Below are 12,846 nucleotides of genomic sequence, written 5' to 3'. Positions count from 1 at the left end.
CTGGAATGTGCTTGATGCCGGCCGGGGTCTCCGGCCGGCATTTGATTATTCCGCTTCAGCGGTCAAGGTCTTGGCCTGGGCAACCCAGGCGTCGGCGCGAGCCGGAAGACCGACCTCTTCGCCAATCTTGTGGGCCTTGTCGTGATCGAGCTCGGCCAGCTGCCAGTAGTGGAAAATGCCGAGATCGTTGAGCTTCTTCTCGATGGTGCCGGACACACCGGTGAGCTTCTTGAGATTGTCGGGCGCACCACGCGGACCGGCCAGGCCCTGGAAGCCCGAAGCCTGCGGTGCGGCTGCAACTTCCTCGCGGGCCGGATGGGCCGACGCGCCAACGTCGATGCCGGCATCGCCCTGGGCGCGGGAAATGCCGTCAATCGCGGCGCGCGCGACCAGATCGCAATAAAGCGAGATGGCGCGGCCGGCGTCGTCGTTGCCGGGCACGACAAAGGTGATGCCCTTCGGGTCCGAATTGGTATCGACGATCGCCGCCACCGGAATGTTCAGTCGCTGGGCTTCCTGGATCGCGATGTCTTCCTTGTTGGTGTCGATCACGAAGATCATGTCCGGCAAGCCGCCCATGTCCTTGATGCCACCGAGCGAGCGATCGAGCTTGTCGCGCTCGCGCTGCAACGTCAGCCGCTCTTTCTTGGTGTAGGCACTGGCGTCGCCCGAATTGAGCACTTCATCGAGGTGCCGCAGCCGCTTGATCGAGCCGGAGATCGTCTTCCAGTTGGTCAGCGTGCCGCCGAGCCAGCGCGAATTGACGAAATACTGCGCGGACCGCTTGGCAGCCTCGGCAACGCCGTCCTGGGCCTGCCGCTTGGTGCCGACAAACAGGATGCGGCCGCCCTTGGCGACGGTATCGCTGACGGCCTGAAGCGCGCGATGCATCATCGGCACGGTCTGCGCGAGGTCGATGATGTGGATGTTGTTGCGGGCACCGAAGATGTAGTCGGCCATTTTCGGATTCCAGCGGTGCGACTGGTGGCCAAAGTGGACGCCAGCCTCAAGGAGCTGACGCATAGAAAAATCGGGCAGTGCCATGGTCTGAGTTCTCCGGTTGGTTCCTCCGGAAACGTGTGAGCAAACGAGCCTGACGGCCCGGTTGCCACCGGACGGCCTTTTGAGCCATGTTTCCGTGTGAGATGGCGCGGTATATAGCCGGATTTTCGCGAGAAGCAAGGAAATACGGCCGGTTTCAAGAGCGTTTGGCGCGAAAATTGCCCTTTTTGGGCCGTTCACGCCACCATATCGACCTTGCCATCCTTCAGCCGATAGATACCGCCAATCACCTTGAGCTTGTTCTGCTCAACCGCGGCGTTAAGGATCGGGGTCGCAGCCTTCAGCTTGGCAACGTTGTCGACCACGTTCTGGCGGATGGCATTGTCGAGCGTATTGCCCGCCTGCCCGGCGACGGCCTTGACCGAAGGCGCCAGCCCGGCAACCAGCGAGGGCATATGGCCCGGCAGCGGGCCGTCCTTCAGAGACTTGATGGTCGCATCCACCGCACCGCAGGCGTCATGGCCGAGCACCAGGATCAGTGGCGCAGCCAGTATGGCAACGGCGTATTCGAGGCTCGCTATGGTTTCCTCGGTGGCAAAGTTGCCGGCGACGCGGCAGACGAAGAGATCGCCCCGTCCACTGTCGAAGGCGTATTCGGGGGCGATGCGCGAGTCGGCGCAACTCAGGATCGCGGCGTAAGGGTTCTGGCCGCCCGCCAGCGCTTCGCGCTCATGTTTGAAATCATGCCGCAGGGCAAGGCCCCCAACATAGCGCTGATTGCCTTCCATCAGGCGCTTCAACGACGCGTCCGGAGACAGCACATTTTCGGGCTTTGGTGGCGGCTTGGTTTCCTTGGCGTGAGCAGCGCTTGCCCAGAACAGACCTGTCGCCGCCGCGCCCATGAGCACTTTTCGTCGCGTCGGTACGAACGTGTGATGCGAATCCGTGCCGCACGTCCTGCACATCGAAACCTCCGTTGTTTCCGCCCCGTCTCCGACTTGATGATAGCCCTTTTTGACACGTCTCGAAGTTTAAAGTGCCCGATTTGAGCCGATCGCATCGCGTCACTCCCATTCGGCCGTCATGAGAGCCCTGACGCCGATTGTGCGGATGTCACACAACTTTGAACTCCACTCGCCCCTCCGACGGCGATTTTTGGCCTGCTGTGCGGGGCGCGACACATCCATGGCGGGCCGCTGATTGCAGCATCGTGTCGGGGGCGTGCGGAAATGCGTGCAGTATTGGGCGGGGCTTCTCCCTGCCGTCATTGTCTCCGCCGCAAGCGCTGCCGACCTGCCCGTGAAGGCGCCAGCTTACGCCGCTCCCGCCGCCTCACCTTGGAGCGGATTTTACCTCGGCGGCGGGCTCGGTTTTCGGGCATCGGAAACCAGCGAGACCTTCGCCGCCGAGAGTATTGGGGGCGGCCCGCTTTTGCCGGCGTCAGCCGTCACCCCGAATGCCGCCACCAGCGAGCCCCTCAACGGCATTGCGCTTCGTGGCAACCTCTTTGCCGGATATAATTTTCAAGTCACTCCACGATGGGTGCTCGGCATTGAGGGCGATGTCGGTTTCGCCGATCAGACCACCAATTTCGCCGGGCGACCTTTTCCCAACCAGGGATTTGCGACGTTCTCGCCCGCCGACGGCATTGCGGAGCGAACCAAATGGGACGCCAGCGCCCGCGCCCGGCTCGGCTTTCTGGTCACGCCGGCGACGCTTGTTTACGCGACAGGCGGCGCGGCCTGGCAGCACTTCGATCTCAGCACGAGCTGCAAGAGCGCGTTGTGCGCCAGCAGCTTCCTGCTCGGCTTGCCCTTCGGAAACAACACCCTGACGCCAGCCCTCACCGACAGTGCAGTCACCAGGCTCGGTTGGACGGTTGGCGGCGGCGTTGAAACCTCGCTCGGAGGCCACTGGTTTGCACGCGCCGATTATCGTTTCGCCGATTTCGGTCCGACCACCTTCACCATCACACGCATCAGCACATTTGTGCCGTTCAATCCCATTGTGGACACCGCAAACGTGCCGCTTCGCACCCATACCGTGAGCCTCGGACTAGCCTACAAGTTCGGCGACGAGGTTGCGCCGTCCGGTGCATCCACAGGCTGGTTGGATGGCGTGCTGCCGGTCAAGGCGCCGGCGATGAAGGCCCCGGCCGCGTCGTTATGGAACGGCTTTTACGTGGGCGCAGGCCTTGGCCTGCGTGCAAACGACAGCGGAGTGACCACCACCGCAGCGGCAGATGCCGTCGTTGTCGGGTTCTCGCCGACCAATACAACTAACGAACCTCTGGACGGCACCGCTTTCCGCGGTGCGCCTTACATCGGTTGGAACTGGCAAATTGCACCGCGATGGGTCGCCGGCGTCGAAGGCGATGTTGGTGTTGACCACATCGCTTCAGGGATTTGGCTTCTCGCCGGGCGTTCCTGCCTTTGAGTTGGCCAAAGTCGACAGCTTCGCTTTGCGCACCACATGGGACGCGAGCGCCCGTGCCCGCGTCGGCTACCTCGTGACACCTGCAACGCTTCTCTACGCCACCGGCGGCGCCGCCTGGCAGCATTTCGACGTGAATTCCGCCTGCGTCTCGGCCGGTTGTGGCGGTTCCACACCGATCGTTGTGACCGATTCTCTCACCAAGACGGGCTGGACTGCGGGCTTCGGCGCAGAGACGATGCTGTCCGGCAACTGGTTTGCCCGCGCCGAGTATCGCTATGCGGGTTTTGCGCCGACGTCCCTCACCATTACCCGGCAGTTCGCAGGCACGCCGCTGTTTACGAATTTCGACGTCGCCATGCGCACACATACCGCGACGTTCGGCGTCAGCTATAAATTCGGCAGTCTGCCGCTTGCTACCAATTAAGGTTGAGTGCCGGGGCCGTCACAGCGTCTCGACCATCTCGACGCCCGCCACTGCCTTGATAGCGCCGGCGATCTGCGGCGACACCTGAAAACGGCCTTCCAGCTTGAACTCGATCTCGGTCTGCATATCGAGCCGCAGCACCAGCGCAATATCGCCGCTGCCGGCCTGGCCGGTCGGCGGCGAAAGCCGCCGTGCGATCGATTCCAGCGGCTTGGTATCGCGCAGAAAGATGCGCAGGCCTTTTTGGGTTTTGGCGGCGGCATCGTCAAGCGCCTCGGCATGCAGCACCCGCGCGCGGACGTCCTCGCCCTGCAACTCAGCGCCCAGTTGCATCAGCACTGCCGCACCCGGCTCCAGGATTTCGCGGTACTGGGCGAGACCTTCTGAGAACAGCACCGCCTCGAAATGACCGGTCGGGTCGGACAGCCCGATGATGCCCATCTTGTTGCCGGTCTTGGTGCGCCGCTCCATGCGCGAGACCACGGTCGCCGCGACCTTGCCGGCGGTCGCGCCGGTCCTCACCGCGCGCGAGAACTCGGCCCAGGACTGCACGCGCAGCCGCTTGAGCACGGTCGTGTAGTCGTCGAGCGGATGGCCCGACAGGAAGAAGCCGATCGCGTCATATTCGCGCCGCAGCCGCTCGGCCGGCAACCAGGGCTCGACCTGCGGCAGCATGATGGTCGGGGCATCCGCCGCGCCGCCGAACATGTCGTTCTGGCCCGACGTCGCGGCCTCGTGGCTGCGCTGGCAGGCGGCGAGGATCACGTCCGCGCCGGCAAAGACGCGCGCCCGGTTCGGCTCGAGCGAATCGAACGCGCCGGCAGCCGCGAGACTTTCGACGATCCGCTTGTTGATCGCGCGCGGATTTGCGCGCGAGGCGAAATCAGCCAGAGAAGTGAATTGCCCGCCGCGGCGCGTATCGATGATCAATTCGACGGCCTGCTGACCGACGCCCTTGAGCGCAGCGAGCGCATAATAGATCGTGCCATCGCCAACCTCGAACACCGTGCCGGAGCGGTTGATGTTGGGCGCTTCGACCTTGATGCCCAGCCGCACCGCCTCGGCGCGAAATTCCGAGAGCTTGTCGGTGTTGTTCAATTCCAGCGTCATCGACGCGGCCAGGAATTCGACCGGGTAATGCGCCTTCATGTAGGCGGTATGATAGGACACCAGCGCGTAGGCCGCGGCGTGGCTCTTGTTGAAGCCGTAGTCGGCGAACTTGGCCAGCAATTCGAAAATGGTGTCCGCCTGCCCTTTCGGCACGTTGTTCTTGACGGCGCCGGCGACGAAGATGGCGCGCTGTTTCTCCATCTCCGCGCGGATCTTCTTGCCCATCGCACGCCGCAGCAGGTCGGCGTCGCCGAGCGAATAGCCGGCCATTACCTGCGCGATCTGCATCACCTGTTCCTGGTAGATGATGACGCCGAATGTTTCTTTCAGGATCGGCTCGAGGATCGGATGCAGATATTCCGGCTCCTCGTCGCCGTGCTTGCGCGCGCAATAGGTCGGGATGTTCGCCATCGGACCCGGGCGATAGAGCGCCACGAGCGCAATGATGTCCTCGAAGCGGTCAGGTCGCATGTCGACCAGCGCCCGCCGCATGCCCTGACTTTCCACCTGGAACACGCCGACCACGTCGCCGCGCGCCAGCATCTGGTAACTGGCGGCGTCATCGAGCGGCAGCGTCGCCAGATCCACCTCCACGCCCCGCTGCTTGAGCAGCTTCACCGCGACATCGAGCACGGTGAGCGTCTTCAGCCCGAGGAAGTCGAATTTGACGAGGCCCGCGGGCTCGACCCATTTCATGTTGAACTGGGTCACCGGCATGTCGGATTTCGGATCGCGGTAGAGCGGCACGATTTCGCTCAACGGACGATCACCGATCACGATGCCGGCGGCGTGGGTGGACGCATGCCGCGTCAAACCCTCCAGGCGCTGCGCGATGTCGAACGCCCGCGCCACCACCGGATCCTCATCGCGGAAAGCCTGAAGTTTGGGTTCGCTTTCGATCGCGGCGGCCAGCGTCACCGGCGCCGCCGGATTTTGCGGGACCAGCTTGGTCAGCTTGTCGACCTGCCCATAGGGCATTTGCAGCACGCGGCCGACGTCACGCAGCACGCCGCGCGCCTGAAGCGTTCCGAAGGTGATGATCTGGGCCACCTGATCACGGCCGTAGCGCTGCTGAACGTAGCTGATCACCTCGCCGCGGCGATCCTGGCAGAAGTCGATGTCGAAGTCGGGCATCGACACGCGTTCCGGGTTGAGGAAGCGCTCGAACAGGAGATCGAAGCGGATCGGATCGAGATCGGTAATGGTGAGCGCGTAAGCCACCAGCGATCCGGCGCCCGAACCGCGCCCCGGTCCGACGGGAATGCCATGCGACTTGGCCCACTTGATGAAGTCGGCAACGATCAGAAAGTAGCCGGCATAGTTCATGCGGCTGATGACATCGAGTTCGAAGGCAAGCCGCGCATGGTAATCCTGCTCAGTGCGACCTTGCGACAATCCATGCACGGCAAGCCGGCGATTCAAGCCTTCCTCGGCCTGACGGCGCAGCTCGGCCGCCTCCTCCTTGGCTGCATCTTCGGCATTGGTGCCGGCGCCAACCGTGAAGCGCGGCAGGATCGGCTTGCGCGTCTTCGGACGAAATGCGCAGCGCTCGGCGATCTCGACCGTCGAACTCAGCGCTTCCGGAATATCGGCGAAGAGCACCGCCATCTCGGCGCGGGTCTTGAAGCGATGATCCGGCGTCAACTGCTCGCGCTCGGTCTCGGCAATCAACCGGCCGCCGGCGATACAGAGAAGCGCGTCGTGCGCCTCGTAATCGTCCGACGTCGCAAAGTACGGCTCGTTGGTTGCCACGAGCGGCAAGCCCCTGGCGTAAGCGAGATCGATCAACCCCGATTCGACGCGCCGCTCCTTGTCGATGCTGTGGCGTTGCAACTCGACGTAGAGGCGATCGCCGAAAAGATTTGCCAACCGTTCGCAGCGCGACGTCGCCAGCGCCGATTGATCGGCGGTCAGCGCGAGCGAGATCGGTCCGTCCGGGCCACCCGTTAGCACGATCAGGTCTTCGGCGTGGTCTGTCAGCCAGTCGAGCTTGATATGCGGCGTCTGGTGGACCGGCGTTTCCAGGAACGCACGGGAATTGAGATGCATCAGGCTGCGATAGCCGCGTTCGCGCGCCGCCAGCAGAACGATTCGCGACGGTGTCGCGGCCATTGCGTTGCGGGCGTTCGGATCCTGATCGCCAAAATCGACCGCGAGTTCGCATCCCACGATCGGCTGGATGCCGTAGCCCGCCATCTTGTCGGAGAATTCCAGCGCCCCGAACATGTTGTCGGTGTCGGTCAGCGCCAGGGCCGGCTGGCGATCGGCCTTCGCCAATTCGCCAAGCCTTGCGATCTTGATCGACCCCTTCAGCAGCGAATAGGCCGAATGGACGTGGAGATGGACGAATCCGGGACTGGAAGACGGCGCCACGGGCTTTGACATGTCGTTATCGGCCATTCACCGGATATGGAGGGAAAAGAGCCGCATCAAACGACTCGCTACCCCCATGGTGAGGCTTCCGAAAACCTCTGTCCACGCAGCTCTCACCCCTCGCCAGCCGCCGTCAGGCTTTTCCCCAGGGACGGGCAAAAGAGCCGACAACTCGGGCACGCCCGTGATGCCGGGACCGCCTGAAAACCTCAGAATTGGGGGATCAACTGGGCCCAGATCGCGATCATCCCGACGAACAGCCCGATCGACGCCAAAGCCGCTGCTTCCTCAACAAAAACCCGCAACATGACTTGCCTCCTGTTCAAGAACGTACAGGGAACATAGTTCTGTTTTTGTTCTCGCGCAAGCGGCGGGCGGTGGTCGGTCAGGAAAACGAAGCTCGTTGGTTAATGGCTGGGCGGTTCCGGCAACCGCCCAAACAAAAACCCCGGCCAAGTGAGGCCGGGGTTTGAAGTTCTGGGGGCCGAACTCAGTAACGAGCGACGACCGGTCCGCCGAACTTGTAGTTCACGCGGGCGGTGAAGAGATCGACGTCTTCCTTGATGTGGTCGGCGATCAGGAAGCCGGAGTTCGAAATAACGTCCTTGTTGCCCATGAACAGGTGGTCGTACTCGAAGCCGACCGACCAGCTCGGAGCGAAGGCGTATTCAAAGCCGACGCCGACCGTGGCGCCCCAACGGGTCTCGCTCGCCGTGTCGACACCGGCGGCAACACCAAAGCTGGGAAGGGTTCCAATCGCGGTGTACTTGTTGTCGGTGACCGCGGCGCCGCCCTTCACGTAGACCAAGGCACGATCCCAGGCGTAGCCGATCTGGCCAGTGAACAGGCCGAACGAGTCGATCTTGGTCTGATTGGTCTGTCCGGCGAATTGCTGGCTCAGATTGCTGCCCTTGAAGTCGGCCCAGTTGCCCTGCGCTTCGACACCGAACACCCAGGAAGCCAATTGCCAGCGGTAGCCGATCTGTCCACCGATCGTTCCGCCTGACGCGTTGTGCCTGCCTTCATCGCCACCGGGGAACGCGGGGAAGCCGGCGTTCGCAAACGGGTCAGCATTCCAGTCGAGCCTGCTGGTTCCCCAGCCGCCGTTGATACCGACGTAGAAGCCGCTCCAGTCATACGCAGCCTGCACGATCGCAGGCGCCTTCGTATATGGAGCAGGTGCCCGCGCCGGAAGGTCGGCAGCGAGGGCTGGTGCAGCCGCTCCAACCGCGATCGCCGCCGCTGCGAGAAGGGTAAGTCTGTTCATATCTGAATCCTGCTTTCGAATCTTCGTTTGCCTAGATGCCCCGCGAAAATTCCTAGCACCTTTGAGGGAGAATGCTGTCACCCGCACGCAACATTCACGAGGAAAAGCCAGATTAAAGAAATTTAAGAAACCCCTGCGGAATAAGGGTTTCTTGAAACATACGGATACAAAAAAGTTCCCTCGTTCATCTGTTCCATGGAACAGAATGATCGATGACCGATCTGTGCATGCGAAATATTTCGAAATTGAATCGAATGGCGAGAGCAAGCACGCCTGTTGCGCGGAGGCGACCGGTTCAATCGACTATGATTCGGAGAAGATCAGGATGATCCCACGTCGGCTTCGAAAGTCCTCTCCGGCTGCACCGTGAGGCGGATCGCGACATCGGTAGAACCGTCAAACTTCTCGAGAACCTCGTCACAGAACATGCAACGATATTCGCCCTTCGTGCCCGGCCGTGACGTCAGCTCGATGCGGCGATAACCCGCGTTGCAGGTAGGACAAATCAGATCGGATTTCTTCATGCCGACGTTATGCCGCGACGCTGCGCAGCTTTCCAGCCCGAACCGCATCACATTTTCTTCGCACAACATTCATATTTCGAAAAATGCCCGTGAAAGCAGAACGTTCCGCGGAATCGACCGCCATTAGTCGAGTTCGACCACCTCGCCGTTAACCAGCGATACGCGCCGGTCCATGCGGCCCGCCAGGTCCATATTGTGCGTGGCAATCAGCATCGCGACCCGCGTGGCCTTCACCAATTGCATGAGCGCCTGAAACACGTGGTCGGCCGTGTTCGGATCGAGATTGCCGGTGGGCTCGTCGGCAAGCAGCGCTCGTGGCGCATTGGCCACCGCACGCGCGAGCGCCACCCGCTGCTGCTCACCGCCGGAGAGCTCCGCGGGCCTGTGTTTGATCCGGTCGCTGAGCCCGAGATAGCTGAGGATTTCCGTGGCCCGTTTGACGGTCTCGCCCCGCTTCAAGCCGCGGATCATTTGCGGCAGCATCACGTTTTCCAGCGCCGAAAACTCCGGCAGCAAGCGGTGCGACTGGTAGACGAAGCCGATTTCGGTGCGGCGGATCTGGGTCCGGTCGACGTCCGACAGGCCAGACGTCGGCGTGCCCCCGACATAGACCTCGCCCTCATCGGGGCTTTCGAGCAGCCCCGCAATATGCAGCAAGGTCGATTTGCCGGTGCCGGACGGCGCCACCAATGCAACCGATTGTCCGGCCCACAGCGCCAGCTTGGCGCCGTTGAGGATGGTCAGGGGCGTTTCGCCCTGCATGTACTGTCGCTTGATCTCGTGGAGATAGACGACTGGTACCTCCTCCGCCCCCTCGCTCATCTGTTCCCTCACTCGTACCGCAGCGCTTCGACGGGATCGAGGCGCGCGGCACGCCAGGACGGATAGAGGGTGGCCAGGAAAGACAAGGTCAGCGCCATGATCACGACCGCGCTGGTTTCGCCGAAGTCGATCTCGGCCGGCAGTTTGGACAGGAAGTAGAGCTCGCGCGGAAACAAATCGGTGTTGGTGAGCCAGGACAGAAACTGCCGGATCGATTCGATGTTCAGGCAGATCAGGATGCCGACGAACAATCCGGTGAGGGTGCCGACCACGCCGATCGCCGCCCCCGTAATCAGGAATATCCGCATGATCGCGCCTTGCGAGGCGCCCATGGTGCGCAGGATCGCAATATCGCTGCCCTTGTCCTTCACCAGCATGATCAGGCCGGAGATGATGTTCAGCGCCGCGACCAGCACGATCATGGTCAGGATCAAGAACATCACGTTGCGTTCGACCTGAAGCGCATTGAAGAAGGTCGAGTTGCGCTGCCGCCAGTCGACCAGAAACACCGGCCGCCCCGCCGCTTCCGTCACGCTCTTGCGGAAGGCATCGATCCGGTCGGGATTGGTCGTGAACACCTCGATCGCCGACACGTCATTGTTGCGATTGAAGTAGGCCTGCGCCTCGGGCAGCGGCATGAACACGAAGCTCGCGTCGTATTCCGACATGCCGATCTCGAACACCGCCACGATCTTGTAGGGCTTGATCCGCGGCGTCGTACCCATCGGGGTCACCGCTCCGCGCGGCGCCACGAGAGTGACGTTATCGCCGGCGTGCAGCGACAGCGTGTCGGCCAGCCTTCGGCCGATGGCGACGCCCTGCCCTTCGTCAAATCCCTCGAGCGAACCTTGTTTGATGTTCGAGGCGATCGAGGTGAGATTGTTCAGATCGTCGGCACGAATGCCGCGAACGAAGACCCCCGAGGCGTTGAACGGCGAGGACGCCAGCGCCTGGCCGTCGACGACGGGCGCGGCAAGCCGGATGCCCTGCACCTGGTTGATGCGGTCGGCGACGTCCTTCCAGTCGGTCAGCGGCGATTCCAGCGGCTGCACCAGAAGGTGACCGTTGAGGCCTAGAATCTTGTCGAGCAGTTCCTTGCGAAAGCCGTTCATCACGGCCATCACGATGATCAGCGTGGCCACCCCAAGCATGATGCCGAGGAACGAAAAGCCGGCGATGACGGAAATGAATCCTTCCCTGCGGCGCGCCCGCAGATAGCGTCCAGACAGCAGCCACTCGAAGGGCGCGAAAGGTGGGGTTTGAACGGGCTCGCTCATGGCTTGGTCCATGTCCGATTTTCACACGATTCGGGCCAATTGTGGTCATAACGGCCACGATCCCCGCTTGCCCCACGGTGGATAATTAAGTGAGCTGTGCCAACACTTCAGCCGCGCTCAAATTCTCGCGCGTGCCGTCGCTTCGGCGCTTGAGTTCTAACTTGCCCTCGGCGAGGCCCTTGGGACCGACGAGAATCTGCCAGGGGATCCCGATCAGATCGGCGGAGGCGAACTTCGCGCCCGCGCGCTGGTCGGTGTCGTCGTAAAGCACCTCGACGCCCTTGGCGGTGAGCTCACGGTACAGCTGTTCGCAGGCGCCGTCCGTATCTTCGGAGCCCTGCTTAAGATTGAGGATCGCCGCCTTGAACGGTGCAACGGATTCCGGCCATTTGATGCCGGCATCATCGTGGCAGGCCTCGATAATCGCGCCCAACAGCCGCGACACACCGACACCGTAGGAGCCGCCGTGAATGGCGACCTCGGCCCCGTCCGGACCGGCGACCATCGCCTTCATCGGCTCGGAATACTTGGTGCCGAAATAGAAGATCTGGCCGACTTCGATGCCGCGCGTGTGCACCCGCTTCTCCGCCGGCACCTCTTGCTCGAAGCGGGCGGCGTCGTGAACGTCTTCGGTCGCGGCATAGACCGAGGTCCATTGCTTGATGATCGCCGTGAGATCGCCCTCATAGTCGACCGTCTCGTCCGGCACCGGAAGGTCGAGCACATCGCGGTCGCAATAGACACCAGATTCACCGGTCTCGGCGAGCACGATGAATTCGTGGCTGAGATCGCCGCCGATTGGCCCCGTCTCGGCGCGCATCGGGATCGCCTTCAATCCCATCCGCGCGAACGTACGCAGGTAAGCCACGAACATCCGGTTATAGGCGCGCCGCGCGCCGGCCTCGTCGAGGTCGAACGAATAGGCATCCTTCATCAGGAATTCGCGCCCGCGCATCACGCCGAAACGCGGCCGTTGCTCGTCGCGGAACTTCCACTGGATGTGATAGAGATTGAGCGGCAGGTTTCGGTACGACTTGATGTAGGCGCGAAAGATCTCGGTGATCATTTCCTCGTTGGTCGGCCCGTAGAGCAATTCGCGCTTGTGCCGGTCGGCGATGCGCAGCATCTCCGGCCCGTAGGCGTCGTAGCGGCCGCTCTCGCGCCAGAGATCGGCGAGTTGCAGCGTCGGCATCAGAAGTTCGAGCGCGCCCGCGCGGTTCTGTTCCTCGCGCACGATCTGTTCGATCTTCTTCAACACCCGCAAGCCGAGCGGGAGCCACGCATAAATGCCGGCCGCTTCCTGACGGATCATGCCGGCGCGCAGCATCAGCCGATGCGACACGATCTCCGCTTCTTTCGGATTCTCCTTGAGGATGGGAAGAAAGAAACGCGACAGTCGCATGGGCCTAACCCTGGAGGAATCAGTCCGGACCTACCGGAATTGGGGGCAAGTCAAACCGGATCGGGCGTCAAAACACAAGAGAAGCGTTAGAAAAACCGGCTAAGCGCCCCAACTATCAGCGATTTTACCGAAGTCGGGTCCGGATTGCAGGCTGTTACGGCAACCATCGATGGCGAGGCCACGTCAATGTCGTCTTCCCGGTTGATTTC

Annotated in this window: 10 protein-coding genes; 2 read left to right on the top strand and 8 right to left on the bottom strand. The window is 62.2% G+C overall.

Translation table 11 applies throughout. The features are described 5' to 3' along the window. Nucleotides 1-45: 45 nt before the first annotated feature. Entirely contained in the window at nt 46-1,044 is a 999-nt protein-coding gene (locus tag BUA38_RS31655; RefSeq protein ID WP_072824232.1) for a 30S ribosomal protein S2, read from the bottom strand. Nucleotides 1,045-1,238: 194 nt separating this feature from the next. Continuing rightward, entirely contained in the window at nt 1,239-1,967 is a 729-nt protein-coding gene (locus BUA38_RS31650) for a carbonic anhydrase (protein ID WP_072824230.1), read from the bottom strand. Between the two features lie 235 nt (nt 1,968-2,202). Between BUA38_RS31650 and BUA38_RS31645 the strand changes: the two genes are divergently transcribed. Together BUA38_RS31645 and BUA38_RS31640 are read left to right on the top strand one after the other, a co-directional pair. Beyond that, a complete protein-coding gene (locus tag BUA38_RS31645; RefSeq protein WP_083587849.1) occupies nt 2,203-3,438 on the top strand; it encodes an outer membrane protein in 1,236 nt (411 codons plus the stop codon). Continuing rightward, complete coding sequence (locus tag BUA38_RS31640) at nt 3,386-3,862, top strand: outer membrane protein (protein ID WP_172806123.1); 477 nt, start codon at nt 3,386-3,388, stop codon at nt 3,860-3,862. The genes BUA38_RS31645 and BUA38_RS31640 overlap by 53 nt, the downstream gene beginning before the upstream one ends. Nucleotides 3,863-3,880: 18 nt before the next feature. Here the strand turns inward: BUA38_RS31640 and dnaE are convergent, their stop codons facing one another. The 6 genes from dnaE to proS form a co-directional block, all read right to left on the bottom strand. Then, entirely contained in the window at nt 3,881-7,357 is a 3,477-nt protein-coding gene (gene dnaE, locus BUA38_RS31635) for a DNA polymerase III subunit alpha (protein WP_072826590.1), read from the bottom strand. A 478-nt stretch (nt 7,358-7,835) separates the two neighbouring features. Further along, nucleotides 7,836-8,612: an outer membrane protein gene (locus tag BUA38_RS31630; RefSeq protein ID WP_072824224.1), complete on the bottom strand. Its 777-nt coding sequence runs from the start codon at nt 8,610-8,612 to the stop codon at nt 7,836-7,838. A gap of 320 nt (nt 8,613-8,932) precedes the next feature. Continuing rightward, nucleotides 8,933-9,205, bottom strand: a complete 273-nt coding sequence (locus tag BUA38_RS31625) for a hypothetical protein (RefSeq protein ID WP_244553111.1) — start codon at nt 9,203-9,205, stop codon at nt 8,933-8,935. A gap of 54 nt (nt 9,206-9,259) precedes the next feature. Beyond that, a complete protein-coding gene (locus tag BUA38_RS31620) occupies nt 9,260-9,958 on the bottom strand; it encodes an ABC transporter ATP-binding protein (RefSeq protein WP_072824222.1) in 699 nt (232 codons plus the stop codon). Nucleotides 9,959-9,966: 8 nt separating this feature from the next. Then, nucleotides 9,967-11,247, bottom strand: a complete 1,281-nt coding sequence (locus BUA38_RS31615) for a lipoprotein-releasing ABC transporter permease subunit (RefSeq protein WP_072824220.1) — start codon at nt 11,245-11,247, stop codon at nt 9,967-9,969. 73 nt (nt 11,248-11,320) lie between these two features. Continuing rightward, a complete protein-coding gene (gene proS / locus BUA38_RS31610; protein WP_072824218.1) occupies nt 11,321-12,637 on the bottom strand; it encodes a proline--tRNA ligase in 1,317 nt (438 codons plus the stop codon). Between the last annotated feature and the right edge of the window lie 209 nt (nt 12,638-12,846).

Source organism: Bradyrhizobium erythrophlei, assembly GCF_900142985.1.
GTDB classification, from domain to species: domain Bacteria; phylum Pseudomonadota; class Alphaproteobacteria; order Rhizobiales; family Xanthobacteraceae; genus Bradyrhizobium; species Bradyrhizobium erythrophlei_B.
Note: the sequence above shows the minus strand (reverse complement) of the source record. Positions and strands in the feature narration are given on the sequence as shown.